This is a genomic window from Streptomyces sp. NPDC030183 (genome assembly GCF_055573455.1).
This window is the reverse complement of the sequence record NZ_JBVIBK010000017.1, coordinates 1-23703: the sequence shown is the minus strand read 5'-3', so window position 1 is coordinate 23703 and position 23703 is coordinate 1. Positions and strand designations below refer to the sequence as shown.

General features: G+C 70.6%; 23 protein-coding genes. 7 read left to right on the top strand and 16 right to left on the bottom strand.

Annotation, left to right across the window (positions count from 1 at the left end; all coding sequences use genetic code 11):
* Positions 1 to 94: 94 nt before the first annotated feature.
* The 11 genes from ACZ4Z2_RS21155 to ACZ4Z2_RS21105 all read right to left on the bottom strand — a co-directional run bounded on the left by ACZ4Z2_RS21155 (position 95) and on the right by ACZ4Z2_RS21105 (position 9411).
* Positions 95 to 412 carry a hypothetical protein gene (locus ACZ4Z2_RS21155; RefSeq protein WP_468078171.1) on the bottom strand — a complete coding sequence of 106 codons (318 nt, stop codon included), beginning with the start codon at positions 410 to 412 and terminating at the stop codon, positions 95 to 97.
* Complete coding sequence (locus ACZ4Z2_RS21150) at positions 409 to 792, bottom strand: hypothetical protein (RefSeq protein WP_468078170.1); 384 nt, start codon at positions 790 to 792, stop codon at positions 409 to 411. The genes ACZ4Z2_RS21155 and ACZ4Z2_RS21150 overlap by 4 nt, the downstream gene beginning before the upstream one ends.
* A 68-nt stretch (positions 793 to 860) precedes the next feature.
* The gene (locus tag ACZ4Z2_RS21145; protein WP_468078169.1) at positions 861 to 1247 is read right to left on the bottom strand and encodes a DUF4913 domain-containing protein; all 387 of its coding nucleotides are present in this window, start codon (positions 1245 to 1247) and stop codon (positions 861 to 863) included.
* On the bottom strand, positions 1244 to 3001 hold the full coding sequence (locus tag ACZ4Z2_RS21140) for a type IV secretory system conjugative DNA transfer family protein (protein WP_468078168.1): 1758 nt from the start codon (positions 2999 to 3001) through the stop codon (positions 1244 to 1246). The genes ACZ4Z2_RS21145 and ACZ4Z2_RS21140 overlap by 4 nt, the downstream gene beginning before the upstream one ends.
* Positions 2998 to 4461: an ATP/GTP-binding protein gene (locus ACZ4Z2_RS21135; protein WP_468078316.1), complete on the bottom strand. Its 1464-nt coding sequence runs from the start codon at positions 4459 to 4461 to the stop codon at positions 2998 to 3000. Before ACZ4Z2_RS21135 ends, ACZ4Z2_RS21140 begins: the two co-directional genes overlap by 4 nt.
* A 35-nt stretch (positions 4462 to 4496) precedes the next feature.
* Positions 4497 to 5990 (bottom strand): SCO6880 family protein, encoded by a 1494-nt coding sequence (locus tag ACZ4Z2_RS21130; protein ID WP_468078167.1) that lies wholly within the window; start codon positions 5988 to 5990, stop codon positions 4497 to 4499.
* A gap of 109 nt (positions 5991 to 6099) precedes the next feature.
* Entirely contained in the window at positions 6100 to 7281 is a 1182-nt protein-coding gene (locus tag ACZ4Z2_RS21125; protein ID WP_468078166.1) for a hypothetical protein, read from the bottom strand.
* A 1-nt stretch (position 7282) separates the two neighbouring features.
* The gene (locus ACZ4Z2_RS21120) at positions 7283 to 8056 is read right to left on the bottom strand and encodes a DUF8175 domain-containg protein (RefSeq protein WP_468078165.1); all 774 of its coding nucleotides are present in this window, start codon (positions 8054 to 8056) and stop codon (positions 7283 to 7285) included.
* A gap of 35 nt (positions 8057 to 8091) precedes the next feature.
* Positions 8092 to 8388 (bottom strand): hypothetical protein, encoded by a 297-nt coding sequence (locus ACZ4Z2_RS21115; RefSeq protein ID WP_468078164.1) that lies wholly within the window; start codon positions 8386 to 8388, stop codon positions 8092 to 8094.
* Positions 8389 to 8584: 196 nt separating this feature from the next.
* Positions 8585 to 8869 carry a hypothetical protein gene (locus ACZ4Z2_RS21110; protein WP_468078163.1) on the bottom strand — a complete coding sequence of 95 codons (285 nt, stop codon included), beginning with the start codon at positions 8867 to 8869 and terminating at the stop codon, positions 8585 to 8587.
* A complete protein-coding gene (locus tag ACZ4Z2_RS21105) occupies positions 8866 to 9411 on the bottom strand; it encodes a DUF6668 family protein (RefSeq protein WP_468078162.1) in 546 nt (181 codons plus the stop codon). Before ACZ4Z2_RS21105 ends, ACZ4Z2_RS21110 begins: the two co-directional genes overlap by 4 nt.
* A gap of 184 nt (positions 9412 to 9595) precedes the next feature.
* Here ACZ4Z2_RS21105 and ACZ4Z2_RS21100 point away from each other — a divergent pair, with 184 nt between their 5' ends.
* From ACZ4Z2_RS21100 to ACZ4Z2_RS21070, 7 genes are all read left to right on the top strand, one after another.
* Entirely contained in the window at positions 9596 to 10630 is a 1035-nt protein-coding gene (locus tag ACZ4Z2_RS21100) for a peptidoglycan DD-metalloendopeptidase family protein (RefSeq protein WP_468078161.1), read from the top strand.
* Between the two features lie 182 nt (positions 10631 to 10812).
* Positions 10813 to 11484 (top strand): hypothetical protein, encoded by a 672-nt coding sequence (locus tag ACZ4Z2_RS21095; RefSeq protein ID WP_468078160.1) that lies wholly within the window; start codon positions 10813 to 10815, stop codon positions 11482 to 11484.
* Positions 11481 to 12623, top strand: coding sequence for a tetratricopeptide repeat protein (locus tag ACZ4Z2_RS21090; RefSeq protein ID WP_468078159.1), 1143 nt, complete (start codon positions 11481 to 11483; stop codon positions 12621 to 12623). The genes ACZ4Z2_RS21095 and ACZ4Z2_RS21090 overlap by 4 nt, the downstream gene beginning before the upstream one ends.
* 37 nt (positions 12624 to 12660) lie before the next feature.
* Positions 12661 to 13722 (top strand): nucleoside hydrolase, encoded by a 1062-nt coding sequence (locus ACZ4Z2_RS21085; RefSeq protein WP_468078158.1) that lies wholly within the window; start codon positions 12661 to 12663, stop codon positions 13720 to 13722.
* Positions 13723 to 13761: 39 nt separating this feature from the next.
* Entirely contained in the window at positions 13762 to 14241 is a 480-nt protein-coding gene (locus tag ACZ4Z2_RS21080; protein WP_468078157.1) for a hypothetical protein, read from the top strand.
* A gap of 142 nt (positions 14242 to 14383) precedes the next feature.
* Positions 14384 to 16759 carry a tetratricopeptide repeat protein gene (locus ACZ4Z2_RS21075; RefSeq protein ID WP_468078156.1) on the top strand — a complete coding sequence of 792 codons (2376 nt, stop codon included), beginning with the start codon at positions 14384 to 14386 and terminating at the stop codon, positions 16757 to 16759.
* On the top strand, positions 16749 to 17552 hold the full coding sequence (locus ACZ4Z2_RS21070) for a hypothetical protein (protein WP_468078155.1): 804 nt from the start codon (positions 16749 to 16751) through the stop codon (positions 17550 to 17552). Before ACZ4Z2_RS21075 ends, ACZ4Z2_RS21070 begins: the two co-directional genes overlap by 11 nt.
* A gap of 110 nt (positions 17553 to 17662) precedes the next feature.
* Here ACZ4Z2_RS21070 and ACZ4Z2_RS21065 read toward each other — a convergent pair whose 3' ends face one another.
* The 5 genes from ACZ4Z2_RS21065 to ACZ4Z2_RS21045 all read right to left on the bottom strand — a co-directional run.
* A complete protein-coding gene (locus ACZ4Z2_RS21065) occupies positions 17663 to 18616 on the bottom strand; it encodes a M28 family metallopeptidase (protein WP_468078154.1) in 954 nt (317 codons plus the stop codon).
* Positions 18617 to 19094: 478 nt separating this feature from the next.
* Positions 19095 to 20165 (bottom strand): EamA family transporter RarD, encoded by a 1071-nt coding sequence (rarD, locus tag ACZ4Z2_RS21060; RefSeq protein WP_468078153.1) that lies wholly within the window; start codon positions 20163 to 20165, stop codon positions 19095 to 19097.
* Positions 20166 to 20293: 128 nt separating this feature from the next.
* On the bottom strand, positions 20294 to 21148 hold the full coding sequence (locus ACZ4Z2_RS21055; RefSeq protein ID WP_468078152.1) for an SDR family oxidoreductase: 855 nt from the start codon (positions 21146 to 21148) through the stop codon (positions 20294 to 20296).
* 180 nt (positions 21149 to 21328) lie between these two features.
* Positions 21329 to 22429 carry a 2-oxoacid:ferredoxin oxidoreductase subunit beta gene (locus tag ACZ4Z2_RS21050; RefSeq protein ID WP_468078151.1) on the bottom strand — a complete coding sequence of 367 codons (1101 nt, stop codon included), beginning with the start codon at positions 22427 to 22429 and terminating at the stop codon, positions 21329 to 21331.
* A partial coding sequence (locus ACZ4Z2_RS21045; RefSeq protein WP_468078150.1) for a 2-oxoacid:acceptor oxidoreductase subunit alpha occupies positions 22422 to 23703 on the bottom strand: 1282 nt, incomplete at its 5' end. The genes ACZ4Z2_RS21045 and ACZ4Z2_RS21050, both read right to left, overlap by 8 nt.

Sequence of the window (23703 nt, the reverse complement as noted above, 5' to 3'; positions counted from 1 at the left end):
CACCCGCAGACCGGCGTCGTTCTCCCGAATATCGGCCGTCCCTACTCGACTCATGTGAGCTTGTCCTGCCAGAGGGTATCCGGCGCGGCCGGGCTCAACGCCTCTGCCGAACGGAAATGCGCAGCCCCGCGCCGTTCTCCCGCTGGGTGAACAGGGCGGTCACGCGGTGGGGACTGCCGACGTCCCATATGAGCATCAGCCCGCCCCCGCCGTCCTGGACCAGGTTGGACTGCGGGCTCCCTTCGACGGGTACGGATACGCGGTGCAGCGGAGCGACGGCGTCGCCGGACGCGTCCGCCGCGTAGATGTAGACGTGTGTGACTTCCTCCCTCTCGGTGAGGGCATCACCAGCCGTGTCTCCGGTCGCCCAGGCGACGATGTAGCTGCGGCCGCCTTGCTGGACGGTGGTCATGCGGGGCCGCTCATGCCCCATCTGTCGTAGTCCACCGTCGGGGTCTGATACGGCTTACCTGTCCAGCGCACCTTGCCCGTGGCGACGTGGCGAGCTTGGACCGCGTACCTGCCGCCGTACTGGATGATGTACGCGACCTTCTCCCTATCCGTCGTCACCGGGTCCGCGTTGGTGTCGTCCGTGACCCAGCCGATCTCGTGGTCCCAGCCCTTGGTGGAGTCGTACGCGGAGGGTACGGCGAACTCTGCGAGGGAGACGCTCTCACCGGAGTTCTTGTCTTCTTGGTCGGCCTCGGGACCGTTGTTGCCGTCCGATCCGCATCCGGCGACCAGCAGCCCGGTCAGGGCCGTCGCCGCCACGGCCGCCCCCGTCCTGCGCATGTCCTGTTTCTCCAAGCGCGCGTTGTGTGGGTCTTTCGCGTTCTCAGCGTTCTCGTCCGCTGTACTGATCAGCCGTCGTACGCCTCGACCACCGGCACCGCCTTCGCCCGATGGCTTCCCTCCTTGCACCCCGCGAACGGCCCGATGGGGGAGCGGAGTTCGGTGAGGACGGGGCCGAGGTGGTCCCGGTGCCAGACGGCGGGGCCCGAGGCGCCGGCGGACGGGTCGGTGCATTCCTGCCAGGCCAGCCACAGGCCGTGCAGCCGGGCCACCGCCTCCAGGTGCTCCCACCAGCGCGGGCACCAGGGCTGCTGGGAGGTGACCTCGCGGCCGTAGACGGGCAGGAGGAGGTCGGAGACCCACAGGGCCAGGTTGCGCATCTCCTCGGCGTAGTCCTCGCCGTCCAGGTAGAGGATGAACGGCGGTGCTTCGGGTTGATCCTGGGGCGTGGTCATCGGACGGCCTTCTCTGCGGCGCGGGCGGTGATGGCCTTCACTTCGGCCTGGGCGGCGGCCTGGATTCGGTCGGCGCCCGGTTCGGCGTACCAGGGGCGGAGCCGGACCATAGCGGGCTTGATGCCGGTGGCCAGGAGCAGTGCCGTGCCCTTGGGGAGCGCGCGGATGCGGTCGGCGGGCAGGATGCGTTCCAGGCGGTAGGAGGTGGAACGGGAGCGGCCGTCCTTGCTCTTGGAGTAGCTGACCGTCGACACGTCGTGCTCACCAACCAGCCGGGACACCTTCTCCACGAAGTCGGCGTCGTCGAGGCCGGCGCCCAGCAGCTTGATGGTGGCAGCACCCCACAGGGCGTCCATCCCGGCCTCGCCCCAGACCCGTACGCCTTGGCGGTAACTTTGCAGCAGCGTCACGATGTTGATGCCGCGCGAGCCGAGGTGGGAGTAGAGGTCGGGCAGGTCGGAGATGCGGCAGACGTTGGCGGCCTCGTCGAGGATCGCCGTCATGGGTGGGTCGAGACGGCCGCCCATGCGTTCGGCGGCGACCACGCCCGCGCGCAGTACCGAGTCGGCCGCTGCCGCGATGACACCCGCGGCCGAGCCGCCTCCGTCCTTCGACAGCAGATACAGGGTGTCGGTGGAGAGCGCGTGCTGCTCCGGGAAGAACTGCGGCATCTGCGGGTCGGGTGTCACCCAGGCGGCGATGGCCGGATCGAGGAGACAGGCCGCGCACTGCCGGGCTGTCTCGTAGATGCCGTCCCTGGTCTCCACGGCGCCCTGGATGGTGCCCTGCAACTGGTCGGCGAGGGCGGGCATCGCCGCGTCGCGGAGCAGATCGATGGGGGTGCGGTCGGCGGGGTCGGCGAGCCAGGTCAGTACCTCGTCGATCTGCCGGCTGCCCCGGTTGGCCGCGTGGAACAGGGCCGTGAGGGTGTTCTGCGCCGCCGAGATCCAGAAGTCGCGCTTCGAGGCGTCGTCGTTGACCGCGCCGACGAAGTGGCCGGCGAGGCGGCGGGCGCCCTCTATGGTCGCGGCGTCGGCGAGCATGTCCCACCACATTCCGCGCGGGGTGTGTGCGATGCCCTGGGGGTCGAACACCCAGACCTGGCCGACGCGTTCGCGTTCCGCGCGGGTGACGCTGTAGACGTCCGCCTTGTTGGAGGTGAGCAGGACGCTGCCCTGCGCGCGCAGCACGCGCGGCACCGCGATACCGGTGGACTTGCCGGCGCGCGGGGCCATCAGGTCCAGCTCGACGTCCTCGTAACTGGAGCGGAGTTCGGGCCCGTTCGGCTCGAGGTTGCCCAGGAGGTTGCCCGTCTGGTCCGGGTCCAGCTTCGTCGACTTGGGGAGCGATGGGCGCAGGGAGCGGGCCCGTTCGGCGGCGCCCTTGGGGAGCAGACCGGCCAGTTCCTTGCGGCCGGCGAGGCCGGAGGGGTGCTTCATGCGGCCCCGTACGAGGACGACGAGGGTGATCACGAGGGCGATGAACACCCCGAAGACAGTGGCGATGCCGGCCGTCACCGCGCCACTCGACGCGGTCGGCCACAGCTCCTGCGGGCCGTCCTTGACCAGGGTTGCCAGGGTCTCCAGTGAGAACGGCGGTGGGTTCCAGCCCGCGCCGGACACCGCCGCGCCGAGCGTGCCGCCCAGCCAGGCGCCGGCGAAGGTTCCGCCGACGAGGACGGCCACTCCCGGGATGACCCAGGGCAGCAGGTCGTCGCCGGAGGAGTGGCCCTTGCGTGCAGGGCGCGTGCTCATCTGGACGCCTCCGTCGGCTTCGTGAGGTTCAGTTCGTTCCCGGCCCACCGGGTGTTGGTGTTGTGCAGGTTGCGCTCGGTGTCCGTGATGGACACCTTGATGGGGATGCCGGGGCGGCCACCGACCTTGATCAGGAAGCGGCCTCGGCCCGGAGGCTCCTCGTTGCCGCCGGTGCTGGCCCAGCCCGGGGGCGATGACCAGGAGGACACGAGTTCGATCTCCCGCTCCGACATGCCGACGATCTCGCCCAGTTCGCGCATCTCTGTGCGTGGAAGTCCCGCACACACGACCATGCCGGCGCGTTCCACGAAGCCGCGCGCCTTGGCCCGGTCGGCCTCGCTGCCGAGGGCCTCCGCGTCCTTGAGAGTGTGGGTGATCTTCGCGTCTCCCAGCCCCAGAGAGCGGTTGAGGCGGGTGAGGGCGTCGATGCGTTCGACGATGCCGGAGGCGGCGCGCAGGGGACGCCACAGCTCGTCGAGAACGGTGAAGAACCAGCGCTGCGGAGTCAGCCCGGCGTCCGCGAGAGCGTGGGCCGCCGCCACCGTGCCGAGGCCGTCCGACCACGCCGCCAGCATCGCCGCCGCCGTCAACTGCGTGTCCGCCTCGCCGATGCGAGAGATGTCGACGCAGACGGCGGGCGAGGCGGGGTCGATACGAGTTGAGGTCTCGGACGCGAAGGTGTCGCCCAGGGGGCCGTCGAGGACGCCGAGCAGCGAGCGGTGGAGGGGGTCGACCGCCTCCTGGTAGCGGGCATCGTTGCCACGGTCGAGCGTGACCGCGCGGACCCGGTCCGGTCCTTCGTCCAGCACCCTGAGCAGATCAGGCAGCAGAGGCGCCTGCCCGGGCTTCGTACGCTCCGTCAGGTGGTGCAGACAGGCGGAGAGGACGGACTGCTCGTGGTCGTCCATCGGACGGCCGCGGACGATGGTGATGAGGGCCGCGACCATGTTCAGGACGCGGCCGTGTGCCTCCGCCGCCAGGATCCGGCCCCGCTCGCCGCCGATCCGGACCGCCGCCTCGCCCATCGCGCCCGGGTCGAGCACGTTGATGCCACCGACACCGCGCCCGATGGAGATCACCTGGCCGCCCAGCGCCCGTACGGTGTCCGCGTAGTCGGGCTTGAGGTCGCCCAGCACGAGCGGGGTGATGCCGGTCGCCGACATACCGATCAGCATCCGGTTGACCAGCGTCGACTTGCCCAGACCCGGCATGCCGAGCATGAACAGCGACGGGTTGGAGATGTAACGGGCCCGGGTGAACCAGGAGATGGGGTCGCCGCACACCGTAGCGCCGGTGTGCAGGTGCTGGCCGAGCGGTACGCCCGTCATCGGCGCTCCCGATCCGGCCGCGAACGGCCACAGCCCGCATGCCTGCACGGTGGTCGCCCGCCACATCGAGGGCGGGTCGACATGGCCGACCTGACCGCCGCCTGGCCCGTACCAGCCGCGCGGCGGGGCCATGGCCGGTCGCGGCGGCCGTGGCTGCTTGGCCTTGCTCACAGCGCCTCCCTGAGCTGGTACGGAACGAGGGTGTGTTCCCACGGGAGCAGGCCGACCGGCAGTGTGCAGGTGAACGCGGACGCCTGCATGCGGTCGGCCGGGCGCATCAGGATGCGCGAGGACGCCTGGAGATTGCGTACGGTGATCGACGCGTCGGGCAGCTCCTGCTCGCTGTCGACAGTGACCGTCACCATCAGGGAGAACTCCACGAGACCCGCGCCGGAAGCCTCCTCGGCCGCGGTCTGTTCCGCCGCACGGACCTCGGAGGTGGCGCGTGCCTGGACCAGGCCGCCCCGCGAGCTCGCCATGAAGTGGGCGGAGCGGCGGTCGGACTCCACGATCCGGGCGGAGGTCGCCGGATCGATCGGCCGGTAGATCAACGAGACCCGCTTGCGGCGGGTGCCCGGGGCGGGCTCCAGCAGGCCACGCAGCACGTTGGAGCGGACGGTGCCACGCGGTGCGAGGGTCAGCATCCAGGTACGCGAGACGCCGGAGTCGTGCTTGTACGCGTTGACGGTCTCGACCGCTGCCGCTGGGCCGGCGTCGTCCCACTCCAAGCCAGTGGTGGTGTGTTCGGCGCGAGCGCTGAGTACGTCCGGGGCGATGGCCGGGTCGTAGGCCACCCGGACGACCTCGGCGAGCCGTTCGGCCGACAGCGGGTAAGCGGATCCGCCGCCTGCGGCGACAAGACCGGACAGCAGACCGGGAAGCCGCATGGACAGGTCGGTGATGACATCGTCGGTGTCGCGCCTGGGGCCACCGGTCGGACCGTAGGTCAGGGCGATGTAGGTGTGCATCTCGGAGGAGGCGGCCGGGTAGCGCTGGACGACCTCCTCCATCACGGCGCGGGCCGCGGCGGGTGCGTCGGGTGAGATGCGGGGGAGGACCTCGGCGGCAAGCCGGGTGCCGGTGTCCGGGGCGGTCTCGACGACGACCTGGGCGCCGCGCAGACCGGGCTCGTGGGAGAGCCGGGCCAGCCAGTCGCCCCAGGAAGCCACCCAGACGTCGACCTGCTCGGGGTCCACCAGCGAGCCGCCGTCGGGTTCACAGGCGAGTACCACGGTGTAGAGGTTGCGGCCCGGGTGGTGGATGACGCCGAACGCACGGTCGTATGCGTCCCGGCCCTCGTACATCTTCGTACGGGCGAGCAGCCCGGGCGGCTGGAAGCGGCCTCCGGGGCGTCGGGAGAGGGGGCCTGACACGTAGGTGGTCGAGCCGTTCGCCTTTCGCTTCATCCAGCCGATGCGGACGGCGAGCAGTTGGTAGACGTTGCGGCCGTCGACCATACGAAGGGCGAGAGGGGCAAGGAACAGCCCGACAGGGACGAGGACGGCTATGGCAGCCATCAGGGACACCAGAGAGGCCAGCAGTGCCACCAGGAGTCCACCGAAGGCGACGACGGTACCGAGGAGACCCAGTGGGCCGAATCCGGGGCGGCGAGGGCGCCGCCAATTCCCATACGTGGGACGCGTCATGGCGTCGGAGGACATGGGGTATTCCTTCTTCCGGCTTGCGCGGCGTTGTGGCTGGCACAGAGAGGGGAAGCCTGGCCGGGATGTGTCCCGGCCAGGCATGGACTGGTGTCGGTGATCCGACGGGTTATTGGTTGTGGCCCTTCATCCCGTCGTTGTCATCGAGGGAGTTGGCCGCCTCGCTCGCTGCGGCGACCGTGGCCTGCGCGGCTGCTGCTGCGGCTTGGACGGCCACGGACACACCACCCGTCGCGGCGCCTGCGGCTGCACCAGCGGCGGCACCACCGGCTGAGGCGCCGGCTCCGCCCGCGCCTCCAGCGGGGGCGCCGGCCCCGGCGGACGGAGAGCCCTTCGGCCCGGACCCACCAGCCTGAGGTGTGCCGCCAGCGCCCCTGGATCCGCCGCCCGAACCACCGGCGATGCTGACCGCGCCGCTGGCCATGTTGTTGACGGCGTTGAGGGTGACGGTGCCGCCGGACGTGCCGCCCAGCGCGGCGGTGGCCGGGACGATCAACTTGAGCAGCGCCGGCAGGGCGAAGACGGACAGGATGAGCATCCCCATGCCGGCGATGGTTTTATCCAGGTCCTTTGTGTCCCTGGTCATGGCGGTGGCCGCATAGATGATCAGAGCCGCCGCCGGTTTGTACAGCAGCCAGGCCGCGAGCCAGCCGATGTGCTTCTTCCACCAGCCCTCGCCCCATCCGGTCATCGAGGAGACCGCGGCGAGCGGCAGCGTGCCGACCAACGTGATGAGCACGCCGATGCGGATGTACATGAGGCAGATCTGCACGAACGACGCCAACATGACCAGCAGGCCGAAGACGAGGATGAGGCCGGGTGAACTCAGGTACATCACCCCGAGAGTCTTCGTTGCCGTATCGCCGAGATTGGACTTGTTGTATATGTCCTTGGCGTACGCGTCCGAGGCGGTGGACAGCGCCTGCACCGCGGGAACTGCGAGCCCTCCTACCAGAAGGACTTTCCACATGCCCATGAAAGCCTGCTTCATGGGCTCGCCTCGCCGGTCGAGGGCCATCTTTATCGCCGCGATAAGCAGGCTTGCCACGGCCATGTAGCCGACCAGCCAACTGGTCGTGCCGTAGATGTCCGCAGTCGGCCTGGTCGGGTCTTCGAGGTTGACGTCCAGCCAGATACCGTTGAGTACCTGGAGCGTCTCCGACGCAGCGGTACCGATCGCCTTGGCGAAGGCTTCCACAGCGCCGCCTGCGGCGGTCTCACCGACCTTTTCGAAGGGGTACTTGATGCCGTCCTTCAGACATTGCAAGGGCTCTTCGAGGCAGTCAGCCATCTCACGTCCCCCATGTGATGAAGCCGCTGGTTCCGTCGGTGTACGACACGCCCCCGTAGATCGTGCCGTCGGCGTCGGGGAGCACCTTCCAGTCGCCGTCCTGCCAGCGCAGCGTCACGGAGAGGGAACCGTACCTGTCGACGCTCGGAATGCGCCCCAGGATCATCACCGTCGACTCGTTCTCGTTGTACGCGAGGACGGTGAAGCCGGCGAAGGTTTCCTCGCTCGCCTGGCCTGAAGTCGACTCGTCCTGTTCTTCCTTCGAACGTCTGGCGACGTACGCGTCCCGTCCCGCGCCCGGGACGACTTGCCGTTCCACGACCTCGCGCCAGCCCTCAAGACCGAAGTTGTTGGTGATGGCGTGGGCCGCGAACACAGCCCCCATCGGAGTGTGCGCGAAGCAGGACCACACCGGGCCGTCGAACTTGAGGGGCCCTGCGGACTTGGAGACCGGCACGAGGTGGGTTCCGCCGGCCTTCCAGTGCACGTCCTTCGGCGCCGCGGTTGGTTTCTCCTGCTCGCTGTCGTCGGTGCGGCAACCGGCGGGCCGGCCGTCCCCGCCCTCATCGTCGTCGGCGTCGGAAGCCGTGGCGGTCGGTGCAGAAGTCGGGGCACCGGAAGCTTCCGGTGCCTCGTCATCACTGGTCACCAAAGTGGCAGCGGCGAGAACAAGCAGCACCAGCAGGAACCCGGCCGACAGGATCCAGCCCCGTTGCTGCCAGAACGGCTGCTCCCACTCCCCGCTGCCCCCGCGGGACCGGCCGGGGTTCACCATGTCGGTACTTCCTTTCCGTTGCAGGCCTGGCCGGATCAGCCGAAGACGAAGGAGACAACGGGCCCGGCGGAGGCCACCAGGACGCAGCCGCCGAGGACCATGCCGAGTCGGCCCATGTGTTCCGAGCCCTCGCCGCGGCGCATCGAGATCGCCATCATCGCTCCGGTGATCAGGACGCCGGCCACACCGGCCGCTGTGCCGACCCAGGCCAGGAGGCCGAGGACGGTGTCGACCTTGTCGGTGAGCGCCCCTGGCGCTTGCTTCTTGGGGTCCGGGACGGCCGTTTCGGCCAGGATGACGTGCTGGGCCTTGGCTGCGAGCGTTTTGATCACGCGTTCTCCCCGATACGGTCGGCTGCCAGGCCGACTGCTTTCTTGAAGGTTCGGTGGGCCGGCCGATCCTGGGACCGGCCCGTGGTGGCGAAGTGAGCTTGGGCGTGGAAACCCCGCAGCACCAAGGGTTGTGGGGAATCTCCATCGCCTAGTGGCATGTTCGTGACAATCGCCTTCGGTCTGTGCCTCGGCACGGTCACTTTTCGGTGTTCCAGAAACCCACCAGTCCCAAGAACTCCACGAGTGGTCCCGCGCAGGCCCCGATGACACACGCGCCCAGCACGATGAGGTACTCGCGCACGTGCTCCTCGGCGTCGCCTGTCTTCAGCGCGACGGCCATACGTGAGCCAACGATCAGCAGGCCCGCCACGCCTGCCGCGGTGACCAGCCAGGCGAGGTAACCGAGGACCTGGTTCAGCCCTTCAGTGGTAGCCGGCGGCGGTTCGTATGCCAGGGTGGCCAACGTCAGTCCGGCGTTCATCGGCCGCTCCTCGTGTGTGTCTCTTGTCCGGGCGGAGTGACCAGGGCTGCCAGCCTGGCTGTCTCCCGTGGGGGAGGGACGGTGAGATCCCCCGTCCGCCAAGCGGGCACCCAGGGCAGCCGGTGGACCTCGATCGCCGAACCGATCACCTTGATGCGCTGGAGCAGTTGGCGGGGCAGGCGCCCCGGCGCGTCCGCGACCAGCACCACGGCGACGAGTTCCAGCCCTGGCGGCTGCTCACCGCGACGGAAGAGATCGAGCGTCCACGACACCGCCTGCAGACCGGCTGCGTGTGTACGGGCCACCAGCAGCACGGAGTTCGGCTCCCCTTGATCGGGGCGGGGCCAATTGCGCCCGGCGTCGATCCCGCCGAACACGGCCGCCAACGTCGAGGCGCCGGCTCCACCGTGCGCGGCTACCCAGGCCAACCGGTGCGGAGTTGAGGACGCTTCAGCGGCGGGTGGAGCCAACGCAGGCTGCTCGGGTGTGGTGATCGGCCCTCGGAGCCAGATCTCAGGTCCGCTCGGGGCGTTCCCCTGCACCGCCAACTCCCCCTCGTGTCTGATTAGCGGTTTACGGTGTGATCATTGCTGATGGCAAAGTGGCAGGCGGCGCCACGGGATGCCTTGGGACGATTTCGTGACCGGGTGGTTACTTACGCGGAAGCTGTCTCCCGTGAGACTCAAGTGACCGGATAAGGCTACAACTTGATGCTGAGAGGAACGGATGGCGCAGAGCGGGGGAAGCGCCACCACCTGGGTCGTGGGGGGCGGCATCGCGATGGTCATCGTGCCGCTGATCATGATTGTCGGGGTGGCGGGCGGAGATGACGCTACGGCCGAGGGGAGCAGCGTCGGCGGCGGCCTCAACGACGGCACGGTGCCCGCCCAGTACGTCCCCTGGGTCCTCAAGGCCGGTGCGCTGTGCGACGCGATCAAGCCGGCCGTCATCGCGGCCCAGATCGAGGCCGAGTCCGGCTGGAATGCCAACGCCAAGTCACCGGTGGGTGCCGAGGGACTGTCCCAGTTCATGCCCGGAACGTGGCAGACCTGGGGCAAGGACGACGACGGCAATGGCCGTGCGTCGCCGTACGACCCGGGTGACGCCATCATGGCCCAGGGGCGCTACGACTGCGCTCTCGTAGAGGACGTCGAAGGGTACAAGAAGGCCGGGAAGGCGTCCGGCGAGACTCTCGACCTGGCGCTCGCCGCGTACAACGCCGGGCCGGGAGCGGTTGAGAAGTACGGCGGTATACCCCCGTACACCGAGACCCGGAACTATGTCGCCCGCATCAAGTCGCTGATACCGAAGTACGAGTCGGTCGACGATCCGCAGGCTGAGATTCCCGCGGGACAGCGGATGGCCATGCCGCTGCCCGGCGACCCGGTGGTCACGTCTCCGTACGGCATGCGCATGCACCCGACTCTGGGTGTTCGCAAGCTGCACACGGGCATCGACCTCGCCGCCCCCGCGGGCACGCCGTTCATGGCTGCCCGGGACGGCAAGGTGACCTTCGCGGGCTGGTCCAACGGCTACGGCAACCGCGTGGTCGTCTCGCACGGCACCATCAACGGCAAGAAGGTCACCACGACGTACAACCACATGATGGCCATCAGCGTCTCCGTGGGGCAGCAGGTGAAGGTCGGACAGCGGGTCGGGGCGGTCGGTTCCACGGGCTTCTCGACCGGCCCGCACGCTCACTTCGAGGTCACGGAGAACGGGCAGTATGTCGACCCCGCGCCGTGGCTGGGGCTGAAGTAGTGGAAGCGGGACGGGAAACGGGTGGTGGTGCCCGGCGCGAGAAGGAATCTCGGGCGGACGGGGCCGCCGCCAGGACATATGAGGGAGACGCCATGCGGACGGCCGGGACCCGGGTGCGCCAGCGGACGTCGGCGGTGTCGTGGACACGGGTGAACCGGTCCGGACACGTGCTGAGGAGGGTCGTGGCAGGGCTGCTCGCGTCTGCCACCGGTCTGGTCCTGTTGACAGGTTGCGGTCTGCCCGACCACCGGCAGAGTTCGACCGGACAGGGCGGCAGCTCGGCGTCGGCGCGGCCGTCCTTCGTCCCCAAGGCGCCGGTGCCGTCCGGAAAGCCCCTGGGCCCCGACGCGCGGGTGCCCGACCCGGGAGCCGTGGACGACAGCGACCCGACCTCGGTCTCCAAAGTGTGGGCCGAGATGACGTACAGCTACGACACCAAGTACGACAAGAGCCCGCACGACGCCGTGTTGCGGGCGGTCCGTTGGTGTTCGAAGCGCAAGGCGGCCGCCGAGCGGTCCTACCAGGCGGCCAGCGGTCCCGGGGCCGACTGGAACGCCTGGGCGCGGCACCGGGCTTGGACCACGGTGACCGTGAGTGTCGAGTCGGAGGAGTTGGAGGACGACGCGCCCCAGGACACCGAGAAGGTGGCACATCGTTCTCTCGTGGTGGAGGGCAAGGCGCACGGCAGGGACGGCTGGACGGGCGACGGACCGCGACTCACCGCCTATACCAAGCTGGTACGTTCGGCTGCTGGTGAACCGTGGCGTGTGGACGACGTCATCGTGGTCGAGGCCGTGGCCCCGCCGAGCCCCCGGGACTCGTCGGCCCCGGCTGCCGACCCGTCCGCCCAGTGAAGGAAGCGATGTCCAGATTCAGCCGCGGCGAGAAGAAACGACAGCAGAGCCTGCCCGGCGCCGGGCAGGCAGCTGCGTCGGGGTTGACGCCCATCGACGTCCACGTGTCCTCCGACGGGCTGGCGACGGTGGGCGGTATGCCGGTCGTCGCGGGCCCCGGCGAGAGCGTGCGGGACGCGGTTCTGAACTATCTCCATCGCCTGGTCCTGGCCACGGGGCACGCCGTCGCCGCCATGGTCCACGACGAGCGCATCGGGTTCAGCACACCTCTCCAGGTCATGGCGGACGGCTCCAGCCGTTTCATGGGTGAGCCGGTGCGCCTGGCGGGAGGTGTGGTCGCGGACGCGGGAGCCGCAACGTCTGGAAGCGTGCCCCCACAGAAGGTCCCGGACAGCCAGGTCGTCCCTCAGCCGTCACGACAGCACGAGCGGGATCGAACCACGGGGCTGCTCGGCGCCGCATCGGATCCTCCACCCGATACGACCATGTCACCGGAGCCGACGCCGACCTCGACGGGTGCGGGTGAGCCTTCATCGACACCGGGTTCGGCAGCGCCTCCGGTGTCCGTGACGGCTCCGCCACCCGCTGCTGCCTCCGTGCCCGCACCGGCCCCTGCCCCGGCACCCGTTCCCGTGGCCGCTTCGGTGCCCCGAGCTGTCCCCTCGCCGGCTGATGCTGTCGCTCCGTTGCTCCTCGCAGAGCCCGTGCTGCGGATCAACGAGGCCCTGCAGGCCGGCAGGATCGAGTCTGCGGCGGTGATGGCGGAGCAGAGCATCGCGTCGGCGACGAAGACCCTGGGAAAGGACCACCCCGAGGTGTTGCAGCTGCGCGAACTGACCGCTTACATCGCCTACTTGGCGGGTGACGCGCCGCGCTCCTTCGCCTTGTCCATGGAACTCGCCAGGATACGCAGGCGGCAGAGAGACACGCGGGCCTATGTGAATGTGCAGAGTGCGGCCGCCGCGTGGCGAGCCGTGCGGGACCCGTCGCAGGGCCTGGCCCTCGGGCGTGAACTGATCGGTCTGTGGAGCGAGTTGGTCGCCGACGGCGGCCCGGCCGCAGCCGAGGTGCATCAGCTTGAGGCGGCTCGCGCCCTCATGGACCGTCTCGCCGAGCGCGCACGTGGATCACTCCGATGAAGGGCGGCGACATCGCCGAGGACGGAAGAAGGTAGGCATGGGCGAGAGCCGTGACGACGAACGTGTTTCCAGAGAGGACATCCGAGCGGAGTGGCGTGCCATCGTCGAGTCCGGGGAGTCCCTTCCGGGGTCGGGCCTGGCCGCGCTGAGTGCCCGTATGCGGGCCACCGGGAACTGGCCGGAGGATCTCCGCTCGGCGCCGGTGATCATCGACACGGACATCGGCGGTGATGCCGACGACGCACTGGCGGTCGCGGCGGCGGCCCGTTCCCTGCCGCGGCTGGCCCTGGTGCTCACCAGCGACGAGACCGGACCGGCTGTCGGCCACGGAGCGAGGGCGAGGTTCGCCAGGTTCTTGCTGGACCTGACCGGTCGTACGGATGTCGCGGTCGCTTCGGGCGTCTCCCTCGGGGACACCCGATACTTCTGTGTGGACGGGCTGGTGCCCGACGAACTTCCTCCGCAGTCGGCTGACGTGGTAGCGGCGGTGCGCGCCGTGTGTGCGGCCGTGCCGGAGCCCGTGCAGTGGGTCGGCATGGGCCCTCTCAGCAATCTCGCACTGGTTCTGGAAGCGGCTCCCGAACTCGCCTCCCGACTCCACGTCACCCAGATGGGCGGGGCCCTGAACTACCGCGACCCCAGTCGGGCCGAGCACAACTTCCGACTGGACGTGCCGGCCGTGCACAAGGTCTTCGACGCGGTGAGCAAGGGCCTGCTGCCGACGCCGTACTTCGTCACGTCCGAGGTCACCTTCACCTCGGCCATCGAGATCACGGCCGGCCATCCGGTCCACAGGGCCCTCGCCGCATCGGACGCACCGGCCTGGGCCGCACTGCTGGTGGCACACATGCAGCAGTGGTTCGAACGTTTCCACCCGGGCACCATCCAGCATGACGCACTGGCCCTGTCGGCAGCGCTCCAACTGCCCTTCGTCGACTTCGACAAGATGCCGGTGGCGCTGGACACCATCGGACGCACCATCCGCTCCGAGGCGGGCGTGCCGGTCTGGCTGAGTCTGTCCGCCCGTTACCCCGCCTTCATGCGGTGGCTCTCACAACGGCTGGACCCGGCCTGGAAGCCGGCTGAAGAGGGCGCCTGATGACTCTGCGTCCCGTTGACGAACTGTATGGAATCCTGGGTGTCCAAGGACGGCCGGACCGACGGCAGGCTCGCGCCTGTCATGGACAGTTTCGTCCGACGCGCCGACAAAAACGTCGTCAAGGACCTCGACAAGGCACTGAAGCACGCGGGGGTGGATCAGCGGACGGCCGAACCGCTCTGGAAACGGTTCGGTGAGTTGAAGAGCCTGGAGGAGAAGAAGCAGTTCCTGAAGGATGCCACCACGCCGACGCCCGGCAGTGGCAAGACACCGCAGGAGCACCTGCGCGGGGTCGCGGCCGCGTCAGGCCCATCAGTCTCACCGCATGCCGGCGGCGCGGGAACGTCGATCAGCAGGGCAGCGGGACTCCACCTCAGGGGCAGGGCCTCGGGGACCCCCGGCTCGCAGAACTCCTCGAGCCAGCAGACCGGCAAGACCTCCGGCCTCGGGCCCTGGCGCCCACCCCGGCAGCCAGGGAATGCACCGCCGGGGACCGGCAACGGCGGGCCCAGGCGCTGAAGCGTTCGCCATACGGCACAGACCGAGCCGGGCTTCTGGGACGCGCCTGTGACGCCATGGTGACGTGAAACCAGGAGCGAACCTGGAGACTGGGCACCAAGCGTGGGGGCCGGTTACCCGGCACATCAGAGTGAGGCAACACATGCGTCGACCCAGCCGGGAGAAGAAGCGGGAACAGAAGCGCTCGGCGTCCTCGGCCGCCCCGGCGGCGGTGCCCATCGACGTCCACGTCCCCGCGGCCGGGCCGGCTGCGGGCACTGCGTCGATCGGCGGCGTGCCGGTCGTCGCGTCCGGCCTCGAGGAGATCCAGGACGCCGTCCTTCACCACCTCCACCGCATCGCCCTCGCGACCGGTCACCCCGTACACGCCACGGTCCACGATGAGCGGATCGGGTACGTGGTGCCGTTGCAGGTGTGCGTGGACGGGGCCAGCCGGTACGTGGGTGAGCCGGTGCGGGTGGGAGAGCCGTGGAGTGGCGCCGTGTCGGTTGCCGAGCGACCGGCGGGAGCCGCGGTCACGCCCGCGGTTGTCGTGGAGCAGCCGTCGGAGGTGCCGGTCCCAGCGGCGTCTCCGGTGGCCCCGCACGCTCCTCGTCGTGACACGTCGACCCATGTTCTCCGCGCCGTACCGGAGTCGGCGGCGTCGGCGATGCCGGAACGAGCGGTCGTGCCCGAGACCGCGCCCGCGCAGGGGGCCCCTCATGGGGCGCGGCACGAGTATGAGGCGCGACACGTGTCGAGCCCGGCAGCCGAGCGGTCTGCTTCGGCTGGGACGGCCTCGCCGGGGCCCGCCTCCGCCGTGCCGCCCGTACCCGAGGCGGTGCCTTGGACTGTGACGCCGGCGGCGGCTTCCGAGGCGCCGTCCGCCCAGGACCAGTCGGGCGGACCGGAACCGGCCGACCCCGCCCCCCAGCCAAGGCGGGAGCCGAGCACGATGCGGCTGTCGGCGGTGAAGCCGGCCGCCCCCGCTGCGGAGTCGGCCGTGCCGGCGCGGGCCCCCGAGCAGTCGAAGCGAGACCCCAACACACTGCCCCTGTCGGCGGCGAAGCCCGCTCCGGCGTCCGGGCCGGGTGCTCCCGAGGTGAAGTCGGGGTCCGCGTCGGCGGAGCCCGCGGTGGGGGACGCCGGGCCGCGGCGGGAGCCCCGGACGATGCCGCTCAAGGCGGCGAAGCCGGCGGAGTCGGCGCCTGCGGCAGGTGGTGTCGTGCCGTCGACGTTCGTGCTGCGCGCGGTGCCGGAACCGAAGGACGGCCCTCTCGCACAACCACCCCGTACACCGGGCCTCCCTCTCACCCTCCCGGGCGTTCCGGTCACCCCTGACAACCCGGCCCCGTCCTCCGGGCCGGTCCGGGACGCGGCCTCGCACACGGCTGCCGCTCCGACGATGCCGGAGCCCGTTCAGGACCCGGCTCCGCAGGCCCGTCCCGCCGTGCCCGTGACGCCCGAGTCCCTCCGCGACGCCGCCCCCTCCACGGGCACCGTCGTCCCCCCGACGGGTGAGTTCGGCCCGGTCACCGAAGCGACCACCGGCTCCGCACTGCCGCCGGCCCAGTCGGCCCCGCCCGCCTGGCAGCCCGAGGGAGCCGCGAACTCGAAGCAGTCGCACACCTCGAACACCCCGGCACTCGGCCCCGTCTCACTGGAACCCCAGCCGTGGCCCCCGAACCAGAACTCGGCGCCCGCCCAACCCGGGGACGCCGTACCGCCCCCTGCCCCGAAGCCGATCTCGCTGGAACCGCAGCCCTGGCCTCCGGCCTCGCCGCCGACCCCTCTGCCCGCCTCCATGCCCGCCGTGACCCCGAACCCGATCCACGAGTTCGACCCGGAACCCGAGCCCGCCCCTTCCCACCTCACCGACGCACCCCCGGCCTTGGCCCCTCCGGAGGAGTCCGCGGCCGAGCCGTACTCCGCTCCCGAGTGGAAGGTGATGGAAGAGGACCCGGGTCCCAGGCCCGCCCCCGTGCGCGAGTTCGACGCCGTCGCCGAGGCCGTGCTGGACCCGGAGGAGTCCGACGGGACGGCCCCCTCCCCCTTCGCGGAGCCCGTCTCGCGCATCAACGCGGCCGTGAAGATGGGCCGTATCCAGGAGGCCGCGGAGATGGCCGAGCACACCGTGGCCCAGGCGACGGCGACCCTCGGCCCTCAGCACGCGGAGGTGCTCCGGCTGCGCGAACTGACCGCCTACATCGCCTACCTGGCCGGTGACGCGCTCCGGTCCTTCCATCTGTCCCTCGACCTGGCCGCCCTCCGGCACCGGCTCCGCGACTCCCGCGCCGCGTACGGCAACATCCAGAGCGCGGCGGCGGCCTGGCGCGCGGTCCGCGACCCGCTCCAGGGCCTGCACCTGGGCCGTGACCTGATCGCCGTGTGGGCCGAGCTCGCCGCGGACGCCGGTCCCGCCGCCGACGACGTGGAGCAGCTGGAGAAGGCCCGCACCCGTATGGGCCGCCTCGCCGAGCGAGCCCGCGCCCTGGACGCCGACCCCTACGCCGGGAGCCCGCACGCCCATGGCCAGTGACAGCGGACACGGCGGCTCCCGCCCCCACGGCACCCCCCGGACGGACGGCCGCGCCGCCTCCCCGGGAGCGGCCCGCGACACCACCCCTCCCGGGGACGCCCCCGCGCCCCTCCCCGCGGCCGCCCGCCACCGCACCACCCGGCGGCCGCGCCCAGCCCCGGACCGCGCCCCGCGCCCCCGCGTGGAGGTCCACGTCAACGAACTGACCGGCACGATGAGTTGGCGCACGCTCGGCGCTCACGCCGCCCGGCCGGCCCACGCCCAGGGGCCGGCGCACGACCGTCACGGCGGCCCCGGCGACACGGGCCCCCTTCCGTCCCGTACGGCCGCTACCCGCCTCCCCGCGGAGGCCCCGTTCAGCGTCCGTGCGGCGGCGCTGCGTTCCGCCGGACTCGACCCGGTCCGCGCCCCCGCGAAGGGCGCCGCGCCGATTCCGACGCACCCGGCGGCCGTACGGGCCGCCCTGAGCGTCGACGTCACGTCCCTGGGCCCGGAGCAGCTCCGGCTGCACATGGCCCGGATCGGGGCCCTCCGCTCCGCGGTCGCCGCCGACCTGGCCCACGGCACCCGCCTGCCCGCGGCGGCGGCCTCCCGCCTCCGCTCGACGACGGCCACCCCGGCCCACGCCCACGCCCTCACCGCCGAACACACCGCGATCCGCAGGGCCGCCACCACGCGCACGGCGACCACCCGCACCGCCTCCGCGCCCCGCACGACCACCGCGACGACCACCCACCCGCCGACCCCCGCCGCACGCCCGACCTCGGCGCCGGGCCTGCCTCAACGCCGCTGACCCCCACACGGGCCGACACGCGGCCGGTCGCGGCCCTCGCCGCCGGTACGCCTCCGGGGCCGGCCGCGACAGGGCGTCGCCGGCCGGCCCCGGACACGAGCACGCCTCGCTTACTTCGACAGCTCCCACACCGCGTACGCCAGCGCGTCCGAGTTCCGGTCGAGCGCCGTGTCGTTGATGTTGGACGTCGTGTCGCAGGACGAGTGGTAGCAGCGGTCGAACGCCTGGCCCGACGTGCCGCCCCACTTGGCCGCCTGCGCGGCGGTCTTGGTGCGGCTCGCGCCCGTGAAGAGGCCGCCGACCTTGACGCCCGCGCTCTTGAACGGCGCGTGGTCGGAGCGGCCGTCGCCCTCGGTCTCTATCTCCGTGGGGACACCGATGCCCGCGAAGTAGTCCTTGAAGGTCTTCTCGATGGCGGGGTCGTCGTCGTAGACGAAGTACCCGGGGTTCGGCGACCCGATCATGTCGAAGTTGAGGTAGCCGCTGATCCGGGCGCGGTTCGCGGAGGACAGGTTGTTGACGTAGTGGCGCGAGCCGACCAGGCCCAGCTCCTCCGCGCCCCACCAGGCGAACCGGAGGTGCTTGGTGGGCTGGTAGCCGGTGCGGGCCACGGTCAGCGCGGCCTCCAGCACGGCGGCGGAGCCGGAGCCGTTGTCGTTGATGCCGGCGCCGGAGGAGACGCTGTCGAGGTGGGAACCGGCCATGAGGACCTGGTTGGTGTCACCGCCGGGCCAGTCGGCGATCAGGTTGTACCCGGTGCGGCCGCCGGACGTGAAGGACTGCACGGTCGTGGTGAAACCGGCGGCGTCCAGCTTGCCCTTCACATAGTTCAGGGAGGCCGTGTAACCGGCGCGGCCGTGGGCTCTGTTGCCGCCGTTGGCGGTGGCGATGGACTGGAACTGGGCGAGGTGGGCCTTGACGTTGGCCACGGGCAGGTCGGGCGCGGCGGCCACCGCCTCCGGGGCGGGGGCCGCCCCGGCTATGGACCCGCTGGTGAAGAGCGTGGCCGCCGCGACGGCGACGGCGGCAGCGGCACGCCTGGTGACTGGAACGGAGAGCTTCATGGTGGGGGCTCCGAATTCCAAGGGATCCGCGTGAACCGTTGTTGGCGTGTTCATGCCGAATCCAAGTGGATGAGGTGCCAGGATGGTGGGGGCGGGGCTGACTTTCCGTCAAGAGCGCTATTCGGCCACGGGTGTTCGCATGTCGGACTCGCCGGTCGAAACCCTGGTCGGGTGGCCGGGGGCATGACGACGGCGGGCCGCTGGGCAAGCGGCCCGCCGTCGTGGGGGGCAGGGGGTCAGTCAGGGGTGGCCGGTGGATCAGGCGCGCGGGAGACGCCGATCGACCTCACGTCACCGGGAAGGTGCACCTGCAATATATGGCGACCGGTGGAACGCCGAGCGCCGCTGATGTGAGGCGTGGGTTTGCCTCCGTACGAGAAGTGGGTGGGGGCGGTGGCCGTGGCGCCCGAGCGGGTGCCGCGACCACGGTCCGATCTTCCCCGAACGCTCGCACCGGCGAAGGAGGGGCGAAGCCGTCTCAGCCGGCGGGCTTCGGGGCGACCGGCTCCGCCCCCGGCGCCGGCGTCCGCACGGGTACCGGCGTGGCCTCAGGCTCCTGCGCGGCCTCAGGCTCCTGCGCGGCCCTGGGCTCCTGCGCGGCCCTGGGCTCCGGCGTGGCCTCGGGTCCCGGCTGTGCCCGCGCCGTGCGCGCCCCGCCCCACCGGCGGGCCGTCCGCAGCGCGTCCCACGTCAGCAGGGAGAGCGCCAGCCACACCAGGGCGAAGCCCGCCCAGCGTTCGGGCGGCATGGCCTCGCCGAAGTACAGCACCCCGAGCAGGAACTGGAACACCGGCGCCATGTACTGCAGCAGCCCCAGTGTCGACAGCGGCACCCGGATCGCGGCCGCCCCGAAACAGACCAGCGGCAGTGCGGTGACCAGCCCGGTCGACGCCAGCAGCAGGGCGTGCCCGACGCCCTCCGTGCCGAAGGTGGACGCGCCGCGCGACCCCAACCACAGCAGATAGCCCAGCGCGGGCAGGAAGAGGATGACGGTCTCCGCGGCGAGCGACTCCGTACCGCCCAGGTTGACCTTCTTCTTCACCAGTCCGTACGTGGCGAAGGAGAACGCGAGGCAGAGGGAGATCCACGGCGGCCGCCCGTAGCCGATGGTCAGCACGAGGACGGCGCCGAAGCCGACGCCGACCGCCGCCCACTGCACGGGCCGCAGCCGTTCCTTCAGGAGCAGGACGCCGATGGCGATGGTGACGAGCGGGTTGATGAAGTACCCGAGGGACGCCTCGACGACCTGGCCGTTGTTCACGGCCCAGATGTAGACGCCCCAGTTGACGGCGATCACCGCCGCCGCGACCGTGACCAGGGCGAGCTTGCGCGGCTGTCGCAGCAGCTCACCGGCCCACGACCAGCGCCGCAGCACCAGCAGGGCGATCCCCACGAAGCCGAGGGACCACACCATGCGGTGGGCGAGCACCTCCACCGCCCCGGCGGGCTTGAGCAGGGGCCAGAACAGCGGGACGAGCCCCCACATCCCGTACGCCGCGAAGCCGTTCAGCAGACCTATCCGGTGTTCGCCCTTCGACTGCGCCGCCACGGCCCCTCCTTCTCGACCGGCCGCGCCCCGCGGTCCGGGTCCCACGAAGGTAACGCCGGCGACCCCCGACTGTCATGCCCGTATCGCCATACGGTCATGACAGCCGGGGGTCGCCGCCGCCCGGGGGCTCAGGCCTTCAGCGCCGCCGTGATCGAGTCCGCGATCGGGGTGGTCGGGCGGCCGATCAGCCGGGAGAGGTCCCCGGAGGAGACGACCAGCTCGCCCTTCTCGATGGACGCGTCGACGCCCGCGAGGATCGCGGCGAACGGCTCGGGCAGACCGGCGCCGGTGAGGATGCCGGTGAAGGCGTCGACGGAGACGGGGTTGTTCGCTATCTCCTTGCCGGTCTGCCGGCTCAGCTCGGCCGCGTACTCGGCGAAGCTCCACGCGACGTCGCCGCCGAGCTCGTACGTCTTGTTCTCGTGGCCCTCGCCGGTCAGCACGGCGACCGCGGCGGCCGCGTAGTCCGCGCGGGCGGCGGAGGACACCCGGCCCTCGCCGGCGGCGTGCGTGACGGCGTTGTACTCCAGCACGGGGCCGAGCTGCTCGGTGTAGTTCTCGTTGTACCAGCCGTTGCGCAGCAGGACGTACGGCAGACCGGAGGCGAGCAGCGCCTCCTCGGTGCCCCGGTGGTCGTCCGCCAGCGCCGCGGTCAGGGTGCCCGGCGCGCTGGTGTAGACGAGGAGCGCGGCACCGGCGGCCTTGGCGGCGTCGATGACGGCCTTGTGCTGCCCGACCCGGTCGTTGCCGATCTCGCTGCCGGAGATCAGCAGGACCTTGTCACCGGCGGAGATGACGCCGTCGAAGGTCTCGGGGGCGTTGTAGTCGGCCACGGCGATCCTCACGCCGCGCGCCGCGAACCCGGCGGCCTTCTCCTCGCTGCGTACGACGGCTGTGATCTGCTCGGCCGGAACCTTCTCCAGCAGGCCCTCGATGACGAACGTGCCGAGGTTCCCGGTCGCTCCGGTGACGACGATGCTCATGATGAAACTCCTCCAGGGGGCGGGTGCGCCACTAACCCTAGGGAGTGCGCTAACTCTTCGATAGTACCCACTTTGAAGTAAGTACCCCTGGGCCCTCTCATGCCCTCATGCGGAGAGGCCCGGTCCGCACGGTGAGCGTGTGGTCCGGGCCTCTTCCGGATGGGTGGGGTGCGTCGCAGGTCAGCCGACGACCGTCCAGGTGTCCCCGCCCGCGAGCAGCGCCGACAGGTCGCCCTTGCCGTACTGCTCGATCGCGTTGTCGAGTTGGTCGGCCATCTGTGTGTCGTAGACGGGTCGGTCGACGGAGCGGAAGACGCCGATGGGGGTGTGGTGCAGGGTGTCGGGGTCGGCGAGGCGGGAGAGGGCGAAGGCGGTGGTGGGGGAGGGGGAGTGGGCGTCGTGGACGAGGACGCGTGCTTCGTTGTCCGGGGTGACGGTGACGACCTTGAGGTCGCCGGTCTGCTCGTCGCGGACCACGCCTCGGGTGCCGTCCGTGCCGAAGCGGACGGGTTGGCCGTGTTCGAGGCGGATGACGGCTTCTTCGGCCTGTTGGCGGTCCTTGAGGATGTCGAAGGCGCCGTCGTTGAAGATGTTGCAGTTCTGGTAGATCTCGACGAGGGCGGTGCCGGGGTGGGCGGCGGCCTGGCGCAGGACGTCGGTGAGGTGTTTGCGGTCGGAGTCGACGGTGCGGGCGACGAAGGACGCTTCCGCGCCGATCGCGAGCGATACCGGGTTGAACGGTGCGTCCAGCGATCCCATGGGCGTCGACTTGGTGATCTTCCCCACCTCGCTGGTGGGGGAGTACTGGCCTTTGGTAAGGCCGTAGATCCGGTTGTTGAAGAGGAGGATCTTGAGGTTGACGTTGCGGCGCAGGGCGTGGATGAGGTGGTTTCCGCCGATGGAGAGGGCGTCGCCGTCGCCGGTGACGACCCAGACGGACAGGTCGCGGCGGGAGGTGGCGAGGCCGGTGGCGATGGCGGGGGCGCGGCCGTGGATGGAGTGCATCCCGTAGGTGTTCATGTAGTACGGGAAGCGGGAGGAGCAGCCGATGCCGGAGACGAAGACGATGTTCTCCTTGGCGAGGCCGAGTTCGGGCATGAAGCCCTGGACGGCGGCGAGGATCGCGTAGTCACCGCAGCCGGGGCACCAGCGCACCTCCTGATCGGACTTGAAGTCCTTCATGGACTGCTTGGCCTCGGTCTTCGGGACGAGCGAGAGTGCCTCGACCGTGCCCGTGCCTTCCCCGGACGAGCCGGTCGCACCGGTCGTCGTCTCAGCCATCGATGGCCTCCTTGAGAGCCGTGGCGAGCTGCTCCGCCTTGAACGGCATGCCGTTCACCTGGTTGTAGGAGTGGGCGTCGACCAGGTACTTCGCCCGGATGAGCGTGGCGAGCTGCCCGAGGTTCATCTCGGGGATCACCACCTTGTCGTAACGCTGGAGCACGGTGCCCAGATTCCGCGGGAACGGGTTCAGGTGCCGCAGATGGGCCTGCGCGATCGACTCCCCGGCCGTCCGCAGCCGCCGCACCGCCGCGGTGATCGGTCCGTAGGTGGAGCCCCAGCCCAGGACCAGCGTCCGCGCCTCGTGCGGATCATCGACTTCCACGTCGGGGACGTCGATGCCGTCGATCTTGGCTTGTCGGGTGCGGACCATGAAGTCGTGGTTGGCGGGGTCGTAGGAGATGTTGCCGGTGCCGTCCTGTTTCTCGATGCCGCCGATGCGGTGTTCCAGGCCGGGGGTGCCGGGGATGGCCCAGGGGCGGGCGAGGGTGTGGGGGTCGCGTTTGTAGGGCCAGAAGACCTCGGTGCCGTCGTCGAGGGTGTGGTTGGGGCCGTGGGCGAACTGGACGGTCAGGTCGGGCAGTTCGTCGGGTTCGGGGATGCGCCAGGGTTCGGAGCCGTTGGCGAGGTAGCCGTCGGAGAGCAGGAACACCGGGGTGCGGTAGGTGAGCGCGATGCGGGCGGCTTCGAGGGCGGCGTGGAAGCAGTCGGCGGGGGTGCGGGGGGCGACGACGGGCACGGGGGCTTCGCCGTTGCGGCCGAACATGGCCTGGAGGAGGTCGGCCTGTTCGGTTTTGGTGGGCAGGCCGGTGGAGGGGCCGCCGCGTTGGATGTCGACCACCAGCAGTGGCAGTTCCAGGGAGACCGCCAGCCCGATCGTCTCGGATTTGAGGGCCACGCCGGGGCCGGAGGTGGTGGTGACGGCGAGGGAGCCGCCGAAGGCGGCGCCGAGCGCGGCGCCGATGCCGGCGATCTCGTCCTCGGCCTGGAAGGTGCGCACGCCGAAGTTCTTGTGCCGGCTCAGTTCGTGCAGGATGTCCGAGGCCGGGGTGATCGGGTACGAGCCCAGGTAGAGGGGCAGGTCGGCCTGGCGGGAGGCGGCGATCAGCCCGTAGGACAGGGCGAGGTTGCCGGAGATGTTGCGGTAGACGCCGGGCGGGAACGCGGTGGTGGCGGGGGCGACCTCGTAGGAGACGGCGAAGTCCTCGGTGGTCTCGCCGAAGTTCCAGCCGGCGCGGAAGGCGGCGATGTTCGCGGCGGCGATGTCGGGTTTC